Origin of the sequence: Streptococcus parasanguinis (genome assembly GCF_001073155.1) — a bacterium.
In the GTDB taxonomy this organism is placed as follows: Bacteria; Bacillota; Bacilli; order Lactobacillales; family Streptococcaceae; genus Streptococcus; species Streptococcus parasanguinis_D.
The window spans coordinates 13,997-33,273 of the sequence record NZ_JVEE01000032.1; the positions used below are offsets into that span (position 1 = coordinate 13,997).

17 protein-coding genes and 1 tRNA gene are annotated in these 19,277 nt (G+C 43.0%); all 18 read left to right on the forward strand.

Features of this window, described 5'->3' with window-relative positions:
- Positions 1–62: 62 nt before the first annotated feature.
- The 18 genes from ADH92_RS05180 (at position 63) to ADH92_RS05265 (ending at position 19,261) form a co-directional block, all read left to right on the forward strand.
- Positions 63–695: a DJ-1/PfpI family protein gene (locus tag ADH92_RS05180; protein WP_049497640.1), complete on the forward strand. Its 633-nt coding sequence runs from the start codon at positions 63–65 to the stop codon at positions 693–695.
- A gap of 153 nt (positions 696–848) precedes the next feature.
- The gene (gene dnaJ / locus ADH92_RS05185; protein ID WP_003004734.1) at positions 849–1,982 is read left to right on the forward strand and encodes a molecular chaperone DnaJ; all 1,134 of its coding nucleotides are present in this window, start codon (positions 849–851) and stop codon (positions 1,980–1,982) included.
- A gap of 161 nt (positions 1,983–2,143) precedes the next feature.
- A complete protein-coding gene (locus ADH92_RS05190; RefSeq protein WP_049497641.1) occupies positions 2,144–5,680 on the forward strand; it encodes a family 20 glycosylhydrolase in 3,537 nt (1,178 codons plus the stop codon).
- 289 nt (positions 5,681–5,969) lie between these two features.
- Entirely contained in the window at positions 5,970–6,716 is a 747-nt protein-coding gene (truA, locus tag ADH92_RS05195; protein WP_021154450.1) for a tRNA pseudouridine(38-40) synthase TruA, read from the forward strand.
- On the forward strand, positions 6,709–7,470 hold the full coding sequence (locus ADH92_RS05200) for a bifunctional hydroxymethylpyrimidine kinase/phosphomethylpyrimidine kinase (RefSeq protein ID WP_049497643.1): 762 nt from the start codon (positions 6,709–6,711) through the stop codon (positions 7,468–7,470). Before truA ends, ADH92_RS05200 begins: the two co-directional genes overlap by 8 nt.
- Complete coding sequence (locus ADH92_RS05205) at positions 7,460–7,930, forward strand: ECF transporter S component (RefSeq protein WP_049497646.1); 471 nt, start codon at positions 7,460–7,462, stop codon at positions 7,928–7,930. The genes ADH92_RS05200 and ADH92_RS05205 overlap by 11 nt, the downstream gene beginning before the upstream one ends.
- Positions 7,931–7,933: 3 nt before the next feature.
- On the forward strand, positions 7,934–8,497 hold the full coding sequence (locus ADH92_RS05210; RefSeq protein ID WP_049497648.1) for a TIGR01440 family protein: 564 nt from the start codon (positions 7,934–7,936) through the stop codon (positions 8,495–8,497).
- A gap of 128 nt (positions 8,498–8,625) precedes the next feature.
- Positions 8,626–9,909: a trigger factor gene (tig, locus tag ADH92_RS05215; RefSeq protein WP_003017990.1), complete on the forward strand. Its 1,284-nt coding sequence runs from the start codon at positions 8,626–8,628 to the stop codon at positions 9,907–9,909.
- Between the two features lie 225 nt (positions 9,910–10,134).
- Positions 10,135–10,719, forward strand: a complete 585-nt coding sequence (rpoE, locus tag ADH92_RS05220; protein WP_003010182.1) for a DNA-directed RNA polymerase subunit delta — start codon at positions 10,135–10,137, stop codon at positions 10,717–10,719.
- Positions 10,720–10,980: 261 nt separating this feature from the next.
- Entirely contained in the window at positions 10,981–11,676 is a 696-nt protein-coding gene (locus ADH92_RS05225; RefSeq protein WP_049497650.1) for a B3/B4 domain-containing protein, read from the forward strand.
- 173 nt (positions 11,677–11,849) lie between these two features.
- Positions 11,850–13,463, forward strand: a complete 1,614-nt coding sequence (locus tag ADH92_RS05230) for a CTP synthase (RefSeq protein ID WP_021154457.1) — start codon at positions 11,850–11,852, stop codon at positions 13,461–13,463.
- A gap of 123 nt (positions 13,464–13,586) precedes the next feature.
- Positions 13,587–13,672: transfer RNA gene (locus ADH92_RS05235), tRNA-Leu, on the forward strand.
- Between the two features lie 80 nt (positions 13,673–13,752).
- Complete coding sequence (locus tag ADH92_RS05240; RefSeq protein WP_049497653.1) at positions 13,753–14,205, forward strand: hypothetical protein; 453 nt, start codon at positions 13,753–13,755, stop codon at positions 14,203–14,205.
- Positions 14,206–14,394: 189 nt separating this feature from the next.
- Complete coding sequence (locus ADH92_RS05245; RefSeq protein ID WP_003004573.1) at positions 14,395–15,276, forward strand: class II fructose-bisphosphate aldolase; 882 nt, start codon at positions 14,395–14,397, stop codon at positions 15,274–15,276.
- 85 nt (positions 15,277–15,361) lie between these two features.
- Positions 15,362–16,300: an alpha/beta fold hydrolase gene (locus ADH92_RS05250; RefSeq protein ID WP_049497656.1), complete on the forward strand. Its 939-nt coding sequence runs from the start codon at positions 15,362–15,364 to the stop codon at positions 16,298–16,300.
- 361 nt (positions 16,301–16,661) lie between these two features.
- Entirely contained in the window at positions 16,662–17,654 is a 993-nt protein-coding gene (locus tag ADH92_RS05255; RefSeq protein WP_013904684.1) for an ABC transporter ATP-binding protein, read from the forward strand.
- 1 nt (position 17,655) lies between these two features.
- Positions 17,656–18,474: an ABC transporter permease gene (locus tag ADH92_RS05260; protein WP_023919334.1), complete on the forward strand. Its 819-nt coding sequence runs from the start codon at positions 17,656–17,658 to the stop codon at positions 18,472–18,474.
- 1 nt (position 18,475) lies between these two features.
- On the forward strand, positions 18,476–19,261 hold the full coding sequence (locus ADH92_RS05265; protein ID WP_003017328.1) for an ABC transporter permease: 786 nt from the start codon (positions 18,476–18,478) through the stop codon (positions 19,259–19,261).
- The last annotated feature ends 16 nt before the right edge of the window (positions 19,262–19,277 follow it).

Genomic DNA, 19,277 nt, shown 5'->3' on the forward strand with positions numbered 1-19,277 from the left:
AAAAAGAAATCCAGAGGTTGCAACCCAGCCTCTGTTTTTCGGTAAAATAGAGGATGTTGCTTATGAAAAAAGTACTTTGTATCATTTATCCTAATTTTTCTCTTTATGAGATAACTGCTTTAACGAGTACTTTAGCTCTGTCTTTTAATGTTACGATTGATTATGCTGCTTCAGATCATTCGATGGTGGTCTCTGAGGATGGCTTACCCTGTCAACCAACGAAAACACTAGATCAAATCCGTATTGAAGAGTATTCTTGCGTGATTTTGCCAGGAATGGTCAACATAGGACCTGCCCTACAGGATGAGAAATTGATTTCGTTCTTGAGGGACCTTGGTGAGCAAGATATCCTAATTGCAGCCATTTCTTCAGCGCCTCTTTTATTAGCGAAAGCAGGTCTGTTGAAGGCCACGAAATTTACAGGTGGAATTTGGCAAAACTTCTTTGATTATTTTGAATTTCTTCCACGTGAGAATTTCCAGCCCAAACTGGTTGTGCAAGATAAACAGATCATTACGGCTATCGGTTTTGCCCATCAAGAGTATGCAAGAAGAGTGATTCTAAGTTTAGGCTTGGCAGCTAATACGGACAACTATTTTAAAGAACGAAACGACTACTCAGAAGAGGATTTGATATTTACTCTATCAGACCAAGAGTTTGATCAAGTGAAGCGAAGTATAGAAAACAGCCTCTAAAGATTACATGAAAATTATAGAAAGGAACAAAGAGTGTTCGGGGAATTGAACCCGAGCGGAAAGCTTGGAAATTAGATAAACCGCCTAAGAAATCAGGATTTCTTGTCGGTTTCCTAAATTTCAGTCGCTTTCTGTTCGCTCTTAGTATCTTGTATGAACAATACTGAATTTTATGACCGTTTGGGCGTTTCAAAGAATGCATCTCAGGATGAGATCAAGAAAGCCTATCGGAAATTATCTAAAAAATATCACCCAGATATCAACAAGGAGCCTGGTGCTGAGGAAAAGTACAAGGAAGTTCAAGAAGCTTATGAGACTTTGAGTGACGAACAAAAACGGGCTGCTTATGACCAATATGGTGCTGCGGGTGCCAATGGTGGCTTCGGTGGCGGAGCAGGTGGTTTTGGTGGCTTTGATGGTGCTGGTTTTGGTGGCTTTGAAGACATCTTCTCTAGCTTCTTTGGTGGTGGTGCAAGTCGTAATCCAAATGCACCTCGTCAAGGGGATGACCTCCAATACCGCGTCAATCTCAAGTTTGAAGAAGCGATTTTTGGTGCAGAAAAAGAAGTCAAGTACCATCGGGAAGCTAGCTGTCATACCTGCCATGGTTCTGGGGCTAAGCCAGGGACTAGTCCGGTGACCTGTGGACGCTGTCATGGTTCTGGAGTCATCAATGTGGATACGCAGACCCCTCTTGGTATGATGCGCCGTCAAGTGACCTGTGATGTCTGTCATGGTCGTGGTCAAGAAATCAAAGATCCATGTACGACTTGTCGTGGAACAGGTCATGAAAAACAAGCTCATAGCGTGAATGTCAAGATTCCTGCCGGAGTTGAAACGGGTCAACAAATCCGCTTAGCTGGTCAAGGAGAAGCTGGCTTTAACGGTGGACCTTATGGTGACTTGTATGTCGTTGTCAATGTTGAGCCGAGCGATCGCTTCGAACGAGATGGCTCAACCATATACTACAAGTTAGACTTGAACTTTGTCCAAGCAGCTCTTGGAGATACGGTCCATGTGCCAACTGTTCACGGAGATGTCGATTTGGTCATTCCTGAAGGAACCCAAACCGGTAAGAAATTCCGCCTCCGTGGGAAAGGGGCTCCAAGCTTACGTGGTGGTGCGATGGGAGATCAATATGTATCTGTCAATGTCGTCACCCCAACTGGTTTAAATGACAAGCAAAAAGAAGCCCTTCAAGCCTTTGCGGAAGCAAGTGATTTGAAGGTCAACCCAAAGAAAAAAGGGTTCTTTGACAAGGTCAAAGATGCTTTAGATGATTTATAAGAATGAACGAGTTTCCTTTTGAGTAAGGGGCTCGTTTTATTTTGGATCGAATCCAAGAACTTCCTCTCCTAATTAAAGAATAATGAGAAGCCTCATTGAATTTATTAAGATATCGTGGTAAATTTAAGAAAACGATTACAAAGACGATTTAGGAGGTCCTGATGAAATCACATCAACCACGTTATGCGATTCGCAAGTATGCAGTAGGAGCTGCTTCGGTGCTCATAGGATTTTTTGCTGGTGCTCATGTTGTAGCGGCAGATACGTCGAGCGTTACAGACAGTCCTTCAACGACAGTTCCAACGCAGCCAAGCGAGGGTGAGTCAACGATTTCTCTTAATGAGGAAGCTTCTCAGCCAACAGTAGAAAAACCAACGGCTCCTGCCCCAATCGTCGATCAAAGTCAACCGACACTGCCTGATCGTGAATTGCGGGTATCAGATCTTGACCGTTTGATTCGCGAAGAAGCAAGTTCTGTCGCAGAGTCGGATGTGGCAGCTCAACCAGCGACAGCAGCGACGGAAACACCTACTAAAGATCCTGATCAGGAAGAAAAATTAGCCAAGAAAAAGATTGTATCGATTGATGCCGGTCGCAAGTACTTCTCACCAGACCAAATCAAGGAAATCATTGATGAAGCAAGTAAGACGGGTTATACAGACTTGCATCTTCTAGTTGGAAATGATGGTTTGCGCTTTGTGCTGGATGACATGTCTTTGAAAGTGGGAGATACTTCTTATTCTAGCCAAGCCGTGACAGATGCGGTTGAAAAAGGGACGAAGGCTTATTACGATGATCCGAACGGGACAGCCTTGACCCAGGCTCAAATGGATGATATTTTAGCCTACGCCAAATCGAAGAAAGTAGGTGTCATCCCAACCATTAATAGTCCAGGTCACATGGATGCGATTCTGACAGCCATGGAACAATTGGGGATCGAAAACCCTCACTTTAATTACTTTGGCACTAAAAAATCAGCCCGGACAGTTGATTTGGACAACCAAAAAGCCTTAGACTTTACCAAGGCTTTGGTAGACAAGTATGCGGCTTATTTCAGCGGCAAGGCAGATATTTTCAATATCGGTTTGGATGAATATGCCAACGATGCTACAGATGCCCATGGTTGGCAGGTTCTCCAAGCCAGCAAGCATTGGCCAGGTGAAGGCTATCCAGAAAAAGGCTATGAAAAATTCATTCAATACGCCAATGATCTAGCAGCTATTGTGAAAAAACACAAGATGAAACCAATGGCCTTTAATGACGGAATCTACTACAATGGTGATACTTCCTATGGCACTTTTGACAAGGATATCATTGTCTCCTACTGGACAGGTGGCTGGAACGGCTATGATGTCGCTTCTTCAAAACTCTTGTCTGAACTAGGTCATCAGATTCTTAATACCAATGATGCTTGGTATTATGTGCTTGGACGGGACAAGGCTGGATCTGGTTGGTACAACCTCGATCAAGGTCTCGAAGGAATTTCCAAGTCAGCGATTGATGTGGTTCAAAAAAATGATGGGGCTAAGGTACCTTTCATCGGTGGCATGGTAGCTGCTTGGGCAGATACGCCATCCGCAACCTACAAAAAAGACCTTCTCTTTAAGCTCATGCATGCCTTCGCGGACAAGAATGCGGACTACTTTGTTGCAGATCCTGAAGTCGTCGGAAAAGCTCTTTCAGAAGCTCCAACTGATTTGGATCACTATACACCGGAATCTCTAGTAGCCTTTACGGCAGCTAAAAAAGCATTAGAAGGGGCAGGAACAGACACGACTCGAGCAGAGGCCAAAACTTTGATCGACAATCTCAAAGCAGCTCAAGATGCTTTGGTGTATACGGAAAGCTACGCGAAAGAAGTTGCAGCAAAAGAAGCGGAAGAAAAACTTGCCATGAAGAAGGTCATCTCGATCGATGCAGGCCGCAAATACTTCTCACTGGATCAATTGAAACGGATCGTAGATAAGGCCAGTGAGTTGGGTTATTCTGACTTGCACCTCCTTGTCGGAAACGATGGTATGCGCTTCGTCCTCGATGATATGACGGTGGAAGCCAATGGCAAAACCTATGCCAGTGATGATGTGAAAAAGGCCATTTTAGAAGGCACCAAGGCCTATTACGATGATCCAAATGGTCAAGCCTTGACCCAAGCGGAAATGGATGAACTCCATGCTTATGCGACTGCGAAAGGAATCGGCTTGATTGCGGCAGTCAATAGTCCTGGACACATGGATGCTTTGTTGGTGGTCATGGAAAAATTGGGCATTGAAAATCCACAAGCCAGCTTTGATACGGTTTCAAAAACAACCATGGATTTGACCAATGAAGCAGCAGTCAACTTTACCAAAGCCTTGATTGGCAAGTACATGGACTACTTCAAAGACAAGTCTAAGATCTTTAACTACGGAACAGATGAATATGCCAATGACGCTACCAGTGCGCAAGGTTGGTATTACCTCAAGTGGTATGACCTCTATGGTAAATTTGCGGAGTATTCCAATAGTCTTGCAGCCATGGCGCGTGAAAAAGGCTTGCAGCCAATGGCCTTTAACGATGGCTTCTATTATGGAGATGAAGATGATGTCGCCTTTGACAAGGACGTCTTGATTTCATATTGGTCTAAGGGATGGTGGGGCTATAACCTCGCATCTCCACAGTATTTGGCAGATAAGGGGTATAAATTCCTTAACACCAACGGAGACTGGTACTATGTTTTGGGCCACAAAGGTGATCAAAGTTATCCGCTCGAAAAAGCTATCCAAAATACAGAAACTGTTCCATTTGAACAGTTAGCTTCAACCAAGTACCCTGATGTCAAATTACCGACATCCGGAAGTATGTTGGGAATTTGGGCTGATGAGCCGGCCAATGAATACAAGGAAGAAGAAGTCTTCCAGGTTATGGAAGCTTTTGCCAACCACAACAAGGACTATTTCAAGGCAGACTTCACTGCTCTTAGAAAAGCAGTTGCTACGGTGCCAACAGATCTAGCCATTTACACACCAGAATCTCGCGCAGCACTTGCGAAAGTCTTAGATAGCTTGAATTGGAATGTGAGCCGTGCTCATCAAGATCAGGTGGATCAAGAAGTGGCTGCTCTGACTCAAGCCCTTACGGGGCTCAAGCCAATCACGCAAGTAGGTAGCTTGGCTGAAAATGACGTCAAAGCCCTAGTGGAAGACAAACCAAGTCTTGACATCGTGGAGAAAGAACTTGATTTTGACCTTGTGGAACGGACCAATCCAGATCTCGCTAAAGGAGAACGCAGAGTGATCCAGGCTGGGGTTAAAGGGCAAGGTCTTGAGTATGTAGAGGTTTCGGCACTTGATCAAAGTCGAAAAGTGATCGCTACAGAAGTAGCAACAGAGCCAGTTGCAGAAATTGTTGAAGTCGGTACCAAAGAAATTGTGATCCCAACAAGCCCTTCAGTAGAAGCACCAGTGAAGTCAGACGTGCTTGTGAACAAAATGGTTCCAGATCCTTCAACACCTCAAGTGATCTCGAAGGATCAACTAGTGGCACCAGTAAATACACCAACGCCAATTCCAGCAGCTGTGGAAAAAGAGGTTCGTTCAGAAGCAGTATCTTCTAACAAGCAACTTCCAGAAACAGGAGTGGAATCTGCTCTGGGGCTCGCTTTACTAGGAGCGATCTTAGGAGCAGCAGGAATGGACTTGAAAAATAAAAAAAGAGACTGAGACCTAGTTGATTTGTAACAGGTCGAAGTTAGGAGAGTGGGACAGAAATCGGTAATTCGATAGAATTCGATTTCGTCGTCCAACCTCCGCACAGTTGAGTAGGGCTGTAAAAGCTGATGAAATCAGCGTAGTAGAGCCCACTCAACCACTGCGTCTTGCTCGACAATCCAAAAATAATTGAGAGGCTAGGACTTTTGTCCCAGCCTCTTTTTGTGTTTGCGAAACTGTACCCGGACAGTTTGGTTTTTTCACTCTTGTAACCCCTTCTATATCCTGCTAAAATAAAACTATGACACGATACAAAGCAACCATTTCATATGACGGGACCTTGTTTGCAGGGTTTCAACGCCAACCGCATGCCCGTAGTGTGCAAGAGGAAATCGAGAAGACCTTGACGCGTCTCAATCAAGGAACCCCTGTTACCGTTCATGGAGCGGGGCGGACGGATTCAGGTGTCCATGCTCTTGGCCAGGTGATTCATTTTGATCTCCCCCAAGCGCGGGACGAGGAGAAGCTTCGCTTTGCCCTCGATACCCAAACCCCAGAGGATATTGATTTCATCCGAGTGGAGCAAGTAGCAGATGACTTTCATTCACGCTACAAGAAGCACAGCAAGACCTATGAATTCATCGTGGATTATGGTCGTCCCAAGAACCCCATGATGCGCCACTATGCCACCCACTATCCTTATCCTTTGGATGTGGAAAAGATGCAAGCAGCCATCCAAAAGTTGGAGGGAACCCATGATTTCACCGGTTTCACAGCTTCAGGAACCAGTGTGGAAGACAAGGTTCGTACGATTACAGAGGCTCGCTTGGTCGAGGATGCAGAACATCATCGCCTGGTCTTTACCTTTTCGGGCAATGGCTTTCTTTACAAGCAAATCCGCAATATGGTGGGAACTTTGTTGAAGATTGGAAATGATCGGATGCCGATCGAGCAGATCGATCTAATTTTAGAAAAGAAGGACCGCAATCTAGCAGGTCCTACAGCAGCGCCAAATGGCTTATATTTAAAGGAGATCCGTTATGAGTAATGAATTGATTCTAGCTATTTCAGGAAATGATATTTTTAGTGGGGGAGGTCTTCACGCAGACCTTGCAACCTATACGACTAACAAACAGCATGGTTTTGTAGCGGTGACTTGTTTGACCGCCATGACGGAGCACGGTTTTGAAGTGATTCCGGTGGATCCGACGACCTTTGCTCAACAGCTCAACTCCCTCAAAGATGTTCCTTTCTCTGCTATTAAACTCGGTCTTTTACCAAATGTCCAAGTGGCAGACTTGGCCTTGGACTATGTCAAAGCCCATGCGGAGATCCCTGTGGTACTAGATCCTGTCTTGGTCTGCAAGGAAAGCCATGATGTAGAAGTTTCAGCTCTTCGAGACGAATTGATCAAATTCTTCCCTTATGTGACCATCATCACGCCAAACTTGCCAGAAGCTGAGATCTTGACCCAAAGCAAGATTCAATCGCTCGACGATATGAAGGCGGCAGCGCGTAAGCTCCACGAATTAGGAGCAGCGAATGTCGTGGTCAAAGGAGGCAATCGTCTCAATAAAGAAAAGGCCATTGATGTCTTTTATGATGGTACAGACTTCACCGTCATTGAAGAGCCAGTCTTAGAAAAGAACAATACAGGAGCTGGTTGTACCTTTGCATCTAGCATTTCCAGCCAGTTGGTAAAAGAAAAATCTCCACTTGAAGCTGTTAAAGCCTCTAAAGACTTTGTTTTCCAAGCGATTCAACATTCAGACCAGTATGGAGTAGTACAATATGACATCTAATCGAACTCAACTCATTGCCCGCCTCTCTATTTTGACAGCCTTGACAGTTGTACTTGGCTACTATACAAAACTTCCAACCCCTACAGGGATTGTCACCCTGCTAGATCTTGGTGCCTATTTTACAGCCTTCTACTTTGGACGCAAGGAAGGTGCTATTGTAGGTGGTGTCGGAGCCTTCCTACTCGATATGATTTCAGGCTATCCTCAGTGGATGTTCTTTAGCCTCCTCTTTCACGGGGGACAAGGCTATTTCGCTGGCTTCAAGGGCAAAGCTCGTTACCTAGGCTTGCTCCTTGCGACAGTCGTCATGGTAGGCGGTTACGCACTAGCTTCTGCTCTCTTTTTAGGCAATGGTTGGGGTGCTGCTATCTCGGATATTCCGAATAACCTCGCTCAGAATTTTGTTGGAATGGCTTTAGGCTATGTGGTCTATTATGCATTTCAAAAGAAAGGAAGCTAATTCATGGATCTGGAGCAACTGAAGAAGGATACGAAAGAAATCCTGGTAGATGTCTTGGAAAAAAGTCGTCTCCGCCAAGGACAAATCCTCGTCCTAGGGATGTCTTCAAGCGAAGTTGCAGGAGGGCAAATTGGAAAGGCCTCCAACATCGATATTGCTGAAGCTATTGTCCAGACCTTACTAGATGAGTTGAATCCAAGAGGCATTTATCTGGCGGTACAAGGATGTGAGCATCTCAATCGCGCCTTGGTGGTCGAAAGAGAATTGGCAGATAAAAAGGAGCTAGAAATCGTCAATGTCCTTCCGAGTCTCCATGCAGGAGGGGCTGGACAACTCGCAGCTTTCAAGTATTTTAAGGATCCTGTGGAGGTGGAATTTATCACAGCTCAAGCGGGGTTAGACATCGGAGATACCTCAGTAGGGATGCATGTCAAACACGTGCAAGTTCCAATTCGCCCTATCTTGCGTGAACTAGGTGGAGCCCATGTCACAGCCCTCGCCAGTCGGCCAAAATTGATCGGTGGCGCCCGTGCTCTCTACCTCGATGATCCCATCCGAAAATCATAATCAGAACTAGCTTTTAAGGGCTAGTTTTTTTGGATGAAAAGAGAGGCAAAAACGTTTTAAAACTTGCAATTTCAAAGTTTTGTGGTAAAATTATAAGGAATGACTATATTATTTTAAGGAGAGACAGAATGTCTGTATCATTTGAAAACAAAGAAACTAACCACGGTGTATTGACTTTCACAATCAGCCAAGAGCAAATCAAACCTGCTTTGGACCGTGTGTTTGAGTCAGTTAAGAAAACTTTGAACGTACCTGGATTCCGTAAAGGTCATATTCCACGTCCAATCTTCAACCAACGTTTTGGTGAAGAAGCTCTTTACCAAGATGCTTTGAACGATCTTCTTCCAGCAGCATACGAAGCAGCTGTTAAAGAAGCTGGAATCGAAGTTGTTGCACAACCAACTTTCGATGTTGTATCTATGGAAAAAGGTCAAGACTGGACATTGACAGCAGCTGTTGTAACAAAACCTGAAGTTAAATTGGGTGCTTACAAAGACCTTGAAGTATCAGTAGAAGTTTCTAAAGAAGTAACAGACGCTGATGTGGATGCTCGTATCGAACGCGAACGCAACAACTTGGCTGAATTGGTTGTTAAAGAAGGTGCTGCAGCAGAAGGTGACACAGTTGTGATCGACTTCGTAGGTTCTATCGACGGTGTTGAATTCGACGGTGGTAAAGGTGACAACTTCTCACTTGGACTTGGTTCAGGTCAATTCATCCCAGGTTTCGAAGACCAATTGGTTGGACACTCTGCTGGTGAAACAGTTGACGTGATCGTAACATTCCCAGAAGACTACCAAGCAGCTGACCTTGCAGGTAAAGAAGCGAAATTCGTGACAACTATCCACGAAGTAAAAGCAAAAGAAGTACCAGCTCTTGACGATGAATTGGCAAAAGACATCGACGAAGAAGTTGAAACTCTTGCTGAATTGAAAGAAAAATACCGCAAAGAATTGGCAGCAGCTAAAGAAGAAGCATACAACGATGCAGTAGAAGCAGCAGCAATCGATCTTGCAGTTGAAAACGCTGAAATCGTTGACCTTCCAGAAGAAATGATCCACGAAGAAGTACACCGTTCAATCAACGAGTTCCTTGGAAACATGCAACGTCAAGGTATCTCACCTGAAATGTACTTCCAAATCACTGGAACAACTCAAGAAGATCTTCACAAACAATACGAAGCAGAAGCTGAAAGCCGTACGAAGACAAACCTTGTGGTTGAAGCAGTAGCGAAAGCAGAAGGCTTCGAAGCAACTGAAGAAGAAATCAACGCTGAAATCGAACAATTGGCAGCAGATTACAACATGCCAGTTGAACAAGTTCGCAACCTTCTTTCACCAGAAATGTTGAAACATGACATCACAGTGAAGAAAGCAGTGAACGTGATCACAAGCACAGCAAAAGTAAAATAATTGAGAATAAAAAGAAGAGCCGTGAGGCTCTTCTTTTTTTGATTTCATGGAGAATCCTGGAATTTTCCTTTGACGAAAGGGGAAATTTATCGTACAATAGAGTGTAACGATAAAATGCGTGATAGATTTAGTGACGAGTAGTTTTCAATCTATCATTGAGGATAGGATGAGGTTGAAGACCGGATCCTTCTCCATTTAGGAAATGAAACATAAGGAGATTTACCCTTGGAATTAGAAGTATTTGCTGGACAAGAAAAAAGTGAACTTTCTATGATTGAAGTGGCGCGTGCGATTTTGGAATTACGCGGACGTGACCATGAAATGTACTTTAGCGATCTTGTAAATGAAATTCAAAATTACCTTGAAAAATCAAACAGCGAGATCCGTGAAGCCCTCCCATTGTTCTACACAGAATTGAATGTAGATGGAAGCTTTATCCCACTTGGAGATAACAAATGGGGTCTTCGTTCATGGTATGCTATCGATGAAGTTGACGAAGAAATCATCGCTCTTGAAGAAACAGATGAAGATGAAACTCCTAAGAAACGGAAGAAAAAACGTGTCAATGCCTTCATGGATGGAGACGAAGATGCGATCGACTACAACGACGACGATCCAGAAGACGAAGAAGTTTACGAAGCAGATCCAGCTCTTTCATATGATGAAGAAAATCCAGATGATGAAAAGAGTGAAGTCGAAGCTTACGATGCTGAAATCAATGAAATCGTACCAGATGATTTAGGTGAGGAAGTTGAATTGAGCGAAGAAGACGACGAAGAAGAGGATTCTGAAGACGAGGAAGAAGAATAAATCATAAGAAGAGGCTGGGACAAAAGTCCTAGCCTCTCAATTGTTTTTGGATTGTCGAGCAAGACGCAGTGGTTGAGTGGGCTCTACTACGCTGATTTCATTAGCTTTTACAGCCCTACTCAACTGTGCGGAGGTGGGACGACGAAATCGAATTCTAACGAATGACCGATTTCTGTCCCACTCTCTTTTTGTTTGCATTGAAAAAAGTGATGAAATGATGTATGATAAACGTGTAAGGTTTCCCAATAGGAGGTGTTCCAGATGGACTTTCGTTTAGATCAAAGTTTAGTAGCTCTTGGTATTGATACAGTTGTGGTCGGAATTGCTAGAAATGTGGATCCTCAAGCAGTTTTGCTCCCTTCTTTTCTTGAAAAGAAGAAAGAGCTTGAACAATGGGCGCTCCAGTGTCAGACAGAAGAAGTAGTGGCATCTCCTGTCATTAAAGGGTATACAGACCTTTTGCAAAAAGTAGGGCGTAGCATCAAGAAAAATCCACCAACAGTCCTAGCTCTTATCCGAAACATCCAGCATCGAGGAGCTCTTCCTCAGATCAATAGCATCATCGATATCTATAATGTCGAATCTCTGAAGTCTTTTCTCGCGATCGGAGGACATGACCTAGATAAGATTGAGGGACCGATTGAATTTACAGTGAGTCAAAGAGACGATCTCTTTCTCCCTATCCTTTCTAGTGAAAAACATGTCGCACCGACAGATCCTGTCTACCGGGATCAAAAAGGAGTTCTGGCTTGGTTGGATGTACGCGATAGTGACCATTACAAATTTGAGGAGACTACGCAAAACGCCCTCTTTGTCATCCAAGGAAATACCGAGACGTCAGTCGAGATGCGTTTAGAAGCGCTAGAACGAATCCACAAGGACCTTGCTCTTTGCATGCCTCAGCTTCAATTTGAGAAATTTCTCGTCACACAAAATGGAGTGGAAAAGGTCGTGTAAACAGCGAAAATTATTTTCATGAAATTTTCAATTTGACAAAGTAGACCATTTGCGGTAAGATATTGTTCGGGCACCTCATTTTGAGGTCGGAGCTCCCTAAGGATTAGGGAGCTATTTTTGTTTTTTCTGCAAAGAGGAATGGCCTCTACAACATTAGAAGAAGAGGAAAGCACATGTCAACAAAATATATTTTTGTCACGGGTGGTGTCGTATCATCCATCGGGAAAGGGATTGTCGCAGCAAGTCTTGGTCGCTTGCTCAAAAATCGTGGATTGAAAGTGACCATCCAAAAATTTGACCCTTATATCAATATTGACCCAGGGACGATGAGTCCTTACCAACACGGGGAAGTATTTGTCACAGACGATGGCGCAGAGACAGACTTGGACCTTGGTCACTATGAACGCTTCATTGATATCAATTTGAATAAGTACTCAAATGTGACAACAGGGAAAATTTATAGCGAAGTCCTTCGAAAGGAACGTCGTGGAGAATACTTGGGCGCGACTGTACAGGTTATTCCTCATATCACAGATGCTTTGAAAGAAAAGATCAAACGAGCAGCGACGACGACGGATTCAGATGTCATCATCACAGAAGTCGGGGGAACAGTTGGAGACATTGAATCCCTTCCATTCCTTGAAGCTCTTCGTCAAATGAAGGCAGATGTTGGTGCTGAAAATGTTATGTACATCCACACCACCCTTCTTCCTTACTTAAAGGCTGCGGGAGAAATGAAAACCAAGCCGACGCAACACTCTGTGAAAGAATTGCGTGGTCTTGGGATTCAACCAAATATGTTGGTCATCCGTACAGAAAAACCAGCTGGTCAAGGAATTAAGAACAAGTTGGCTCAATTCTGTGATGTCGCACCAGAAGCTGTCATCGAATCACTGGATGTGGAACATTTGTACCAAATCCCATTGAACTTGCAAGCACAAAATATGGACCAAATCGTTTGTGACCATTTGAAATTGGATGTTCCTGCAGCAGATATGACAGAATGGTCTGCGATGGTCGACAAGGTCATGAACCTCAAGAAACAGGTCAAGATTTCCTTGGTTGGAAAATACGTAGAATTGCAAGATGCCTACATTTCTGTCGTTGAGGCTTTGAAGCACTCAGGGTATGCCAACGATGCAGAAGTCAAGATTAATTGGGTTAATGCCAATGATGTGACTGCTGATAACGTGGCAGAACTCCTTGGAGACGCGGATGGGATCATTGTCCCAGGTGGTTTTGGTCAACGGGGAACAGAAGGAAAAATTCAAGCCATCAAGTATGCGCGTGAACAGGACGTCCCAATGTTGGGTGTCTGCTTGGGGATGCAGTTGACTTGTATCGAGTTTGCCCGTCACGTTTTAGGCTTGGAAGGGGCTAATTCATCCGAATTGGATCCAGAAACCAAGTATCCGATTATCGATATCATGCGGGACCAAATCGATGTGGAAGACATGGGAGGAACGCTCCGTCTCGGTCTTTACCCATCTAAACTCAAACGAGGCTCAAAAGCAGCAGCTGCCTATGACAATCAAGAAGTGGTACAACGTCGCCACCGTCACCGTTATGAGTTTAACAATGCTTTCCGTGAACAGTTCGAAGAAGCAGGATTTGTCTTCTCAGGCGTTTCACCAGACAACCGTTTGGTCGAAATCGTTGAAATCCCAGAAAACAAATTCTTTGTTGCTTGCCAATACCACCCAGAATTGTCAAGCCGTCCAAACCGCCCAGAAGGACTTTACACAGCCTTTATCACAGCGGCAGTTGAAAACCACGATAGCAAATAAAAATCAAGGGAGCAGGTTGAAGGACCTGCTCCCTTTTGTGAAAAAATGACAAACTCTGAAAAAAGTTTGAAAAAAATCTTGACAAAAAAGTCGTTGATTGATATACTAGTAAAGTACTCAATCGCGGGGATGGCGGAATTGGCAGACGCGCAGGACTAAGGATCCTGTGACCGCTTTAGGTCGTGAGGGTTCAAGTCCCTCTCTCCGCATCGGATCAAGATAGCTTCGGCTATCTTTTTTTGTTTTCAAATCTCTTTGTGGTAGAATAGGTGTGAGATGAGGTGAGAACATGAAGAAGAAGTATCTGGTTTTGGTCGATGGCCTCTTTGCACTATTGGGAAGTGCCATTAATTTTTTCGGTCCTATCCTGATTTTAGCGATGGGGATAGGCGCATACAAGGATACTTTTAGATATTTTATCGCCTTAAACATATGGAATGTTTTCATTTTTTTAGTGGCGATTGCTTCTAAGTATCTGCTCAGAGATGAAAAAAGAATCAAAAAATGGATTCTTTATCTTTTTCTGATAGCGGGCAGTATTCTCTTTCTTGCCTCAATCCTTGCTGTGTGTGAGAATATTCCCTTTCTTGAGGGATTGGTAAACGGACTTCTTGGGAAAATGTTTACCGACAGTCAGTTATTTGCTGCTTATTTCTATTCTCAATGGGTCGCAGGTGGACTCCTTGTGATTTGCGGGATTGCTTTTCTCCTTTCATTAAAAAATTTTAAAGAGAAGGATTGAAAGGGGCTTGCGCCCCTTTTTTGCTTTTTGAATAGGATAGAAGTCTTAGGAGAGAGAGGGTTCCTCCTCATTTATCGTAAGAAATCGCTTAAAGGCACAGGAAAAACTAGCAATTTCATCTAAAAAGTGATAAAATAAACAATGTAAGTGGGATTAACCCCACAAAAATATATAGGAGGCCTATGACTAATGGCAATCGTTTCAGCAGAAAAATTTGTCCAAGCAGCTCGTGACAATGGTTATGCAGTTGGTGGATTTAACACAAACAACCTTGAGTGGACTCAAGCTATCTTGCGTGCAGCAGAAGCTAAGAAAGCTCCAGTACTTATCCAAACTTCTATGGGTGCTGCTAAATACATGGGTGGTTACAAAGTATGTAAAGCCCTTATTGAAAACCTTGTAGAATCAATGGGTATCACTGTACCAGTTGCTATTCACCTTGACCATGGTCACTACGACGATGCTCTTGAATGTATCGAAGCTGGTTACACTTCAATCATGTTTGACGGTTCACACCTTCCAGTTGAAGAAAACCTTAAATTGGCGAAAGATGTCGTTGAAAAAGCTCATGCTAAAGGTATCTCAGTAGAAGCTGAAGTTGGTACTATCGGTGGTGAAGAAGACGGGATCATCGGTGACGGTGAATTGGCACCAATCGAAGACGCTAAAGCAATGGTTGCTACAGGAATCGACTTCTTGGCTGCAGGTATCGGTAACATCCACGGTCCTTACCCAGCAAACTGGAAAGGTCTTCACCTTGACCACTTGCAAAAATTGACTGAAGCTGTTCCAGGATTCCCAATCGTATTGCACGGTGGATCAGGTATCCCTGATGATCAAATCCAAGCAGCTATCAAACTTGGTGTTGCAAAAGTTAACGTGAACACTGAATGCCAAATCGCATTTGCAAATGCTACTCGTCAATTCGTACGTGAATACGATGCAAACGAAGCAGAATACGACAAGAAGAAACTCTTCGACCCACGTAAATTCTTGAAACCAGGTTTCGAAGCAATTACAGCAGCTGTTGAAGAACGTATCGACGTATTCGGTTCAGAAGGCAAAGCTTAATTAAAAAACAGGAAAGCAAGGTCCCATGTGGATCTTGTTTTTTTGTTTGGGAAAGGTTGCTTCCAGAGGTTAATTTTTGTACAATATGCCTATGAAAAAATTCAAACTGTGGAGCTGGATCGTTTGTGGCTTTCTCCTGCTCTTTTTAGGTGCTACATTTGTTTTTCATCAATTCAGTTTACGAAATGAAAGTAAGCTTCTCACACCCATTGGTAAACAAGTTACAGTCAATGGACATCGAATGAATGTCTCTGTTAAAGGAGAAGGGTCTGAAACAATCGTTCTTCTTTCAGGTGCAGGGATTGCCTCTCCTATCCTAGACTTTAAGAATCTATCAGATTCCCTTTCCAAAAAATACAAAGTTGTTGTCGTGGAGCGAGCAGGATATGGTTTTAGTGAAGATAGTGATCGTTCAAGAGATGTGATGGAGGTCCTTTCTGAGACCCGTCAAGCTTTGGCGCAAGCTCATGTTTCAGGTCCTTATGTGATTATTTCGCATTCTATGGCTAGTTTAGAGAGTCTTGCTTGGCAAGAGAAATATCCGAATGAAGTGAAGGCTTTGATTGGCCTGGATTGGGCCTTGCCAGCGAGTTATGAAGATTTAAAGGATAATCAGGCCTTGCTTACTGTGGCTTATTGGAGCAGTAAGATTGGCTTATTACGCTATTTCCCTGAGTCCTTTTATATAAAAAATCCAACTCTGACTGAAACTGAACGACAACAATATAAATTACTAGCATATAAGCAGTTGATGTCACAAGCCATGCTTCATGAATCCCGTTTGGCAAAGGAAAATGCCAAGAAAGTTCCATCTAGCATTAATTCGAAAATTCCAGCCTTACTCCTGGTTTCTAACGGTGAAGGCACGACCTTTAGCCAATCAGAGTGGCAACGTTATGCAGAGAGATTTGCAAGCGACCAGTCTAATGTTCAAGTCGATTATATGGATGTGCCTCACGACCTCTATCATTATCAAAGCGATGCTATTGTTTCTCGTATTAAAGAATTTTTAGAGAATAATTGAGGGCTTAAAAATCCATTGAGACTGATGATAATAATTAAATGCTGAAGGATTAACAGTAGAATCGTTAATTTTCTCGATTAAAAAAATTCTTTTTCTTAACAATAAGCCTGCCCCTAAGGGCAGGTTTTTTGGTGTTTTATGGAAACTATTAAACCAGAATTTCTGACTCAAAAGCATTATTTCAAGAGAGAAATTTCTAATTTCATAATCTATAAGCAAACGCTTGCATTCTTTTTTTTATTGGATTATAATAGGTTGGTATAAAGCCTTCTGTAATAATATTGAGTAAGTGTAGAAAGTAAGGATTTAGAATATTTGTAGTCAAAAATACAATGTTGCTTCTTACGATAGGGAGATAGATATGGCAATGATAGAAGTGCAACATCTTCGGAAAAATTTTGTGAAGACAGTTAAGGAGCCGGGGTTAAAGGGAGCCTTGCGCTCCTTTATTCATCCTGAAAAGCAAACCTTTGAAGCGGTCAAGGATTTAACTTTTGAAGTTCCAAAAGGGCAGATTTTAGGATTTATCGGAGCAAATGGTGCTGGGAAGTCAACCACCATCAAAATGCTGACAGGAATTTTGAAGCCCACATCTGGCTTTTGTCGGATTAACGGCAAGATTCCGCAGGATAATCGCCAAGATTATGTCAAGGATATTGGAGTCGTTTTCGGACAACGCACCCAGTTATGGTGGGATTTGGCTCTGCAAGAGACCTACACGGTTTTGAAAGAGATCTATGATGTACCGGACTCGCTTTTCCATAAGCGCATGGACTTTTTGAATGAAGTTTTGGATTTGAAGGAATTTATCAAGGATCCTGTGCGGACTCTTTCACTAGGTCAACGGATGCGGGCGGATATTGCGGCTTCCTTGCTTCACAATCCCAAAGTTCTCTTTTTAGATGAACCGACTATTGGTTTGGATGTGTCGGTCAAGGACAACATTCGTCGGGCCATTACCCAGATTAATCAGGAGGAAGAGACAACTATTCTCTTGACTACTCATGATTTGAGTGATATTGAGCAACTCTGTGATCGGATTTTTATGATTGATAAGGGGCAAGAGATTTTTGATGGAACGGTTAGCCAGCTCAAGGAGACCTTTGGAAAGATGAAGACTCTCTCCTTTGACCTGACGCCAGGTCAAAATCATCTCGTCTCTCATTATGAGGGCTTGCCTGATATGTCCATTGATAGACAAGGAAATACTCTCAATATTGAATTCGATAGTTCCCGCTACCAGTCGGCCGATATTATCAAGCAAACCTTATCTGATTTTGAGGTCCGTGATTTGAAGATGGTAGATACGGATATTGAAGATATTATCCGTCGCTTCTATCGAAAGGAGCTCTAAGATGGTCAAATTGTGGAGACGTTATAAACCCTTTATCAATGCAGGGATTCAGGAGTTGATTAGCTATCGAGTCAACTTTATTCTTTATCGGATTGGCGATGTCATGGGTGCTTTTGTGGCTTTTTATCTATGGAAGGCTGTCTTTGATTCCTCCCAGGAGCCTTTGATTCAGGGCTTCAGTATGGCGGATATCACCCTCTACATCATCATGAGTTTTGTGACTAATCTTCTGACTAGGTCGGATTCTTCCTTTATGATTGGTGATGAGGTCAAGGATGGTTCCATTATCATGCGCTTGTTGCGACCAGTGCATTTTGCGGCTTCTTACCTCTTTACGGAGCTTGGTTCCAGGTGGTTGATTTTTATCTCTGTTGGACTGCCATTTTTAAGTGTCATTGTTTTGATGAAAATCTTGTCTGGGCAAGGAATTGTAGAAGTGCTGGGACTAACTACCCTTTATCTTTTTAGCTTAACGCTGGCCTATCTGATTAACTTTTTCTTTAATATCTGCTTTGGATTTTCAGCCTTTGTATTTAAAAATCTTTGGGGTTCCAACCTACTTAAGACTTCCATAGTGGCCTTTATGTCTGGGAGTTTGATTCCCTTGGCTTTCTTTCCAAAGGTCATTTCAGATATTCTGTCCTTCTTACCTTTCTCATCCTTAATTTACACTCCGGTCATGATTATTGTTGGGAAATACGATGCTAGTCAGATTCTTCAAGCACTTTTGCTTCAGCTTTTCTGGCTTATAGTGATGGTGGGCTTGTCTCAGTTGATTTGGAAACGAGTCCAGTCATTTATCACCATTCAGGGAGGTTAGTATGAAAAAATATCAACGCATGCATCTGATTTTTATCAGACAGTACATCAAGCAAATCATGGAATACAAGGTAGATTTTGTGGTTGGTGTGTTGGGAGTCTTTCTGACTCAAGGCCTGAACCTCTTGTTTCTCAATGTCATCTTTCAACACATTCCCTCCCTAGAAGGTTGGACTTTTCAAGAAATTGCCTTTATCTATGGATTTTCCTTAATTCCAAAGGGACTAGATCATCTCTTTTTTGACAATCTCTGGGCTTTAGGTCAACGACTAGTTCGAAAAGGGGAGTTTGACAAGTATCTGACTCGTCCTATCAATCCTCTCTTTCACATCCTCGTTGAGACCTTTCAGATTGATGCCTTGGGTGAACTTTTGGTCGGTGGAATTTTACTAGCGACAACGGCGACTAGCATTGCTTGGACTCTTCCAAAATTCCTGATTTTTCTAGTTTGTATTCCTTTTGCGACCTTGATTTATACTTCCTTGAAAATTGCTACAGCCAGCATCGCTTTTTGGACCAAGCAGTCAGGTGCCATGATTTACATTTTCTATATGTTTAATGATTTTGCCAAGTATCCTATTTCTATTTACAATTCGCTCCTTCGTTGGTTAATTAGCTTTATTGTACCTTTCGCCTTTACGGCCTACTATCCTGCCAGCTATTTCTTGCAGGACAAGGATGGACTCTTTAATATTGGTGGTTTGATTCTGATTTCCCTTGTTTTCTTTGTTATTTCCCTCAAACTTTGGGACAGGGGATTGGATGCCTACGAAAGTGCTGGTTCGTAAGAGGTAAAGTAAGACT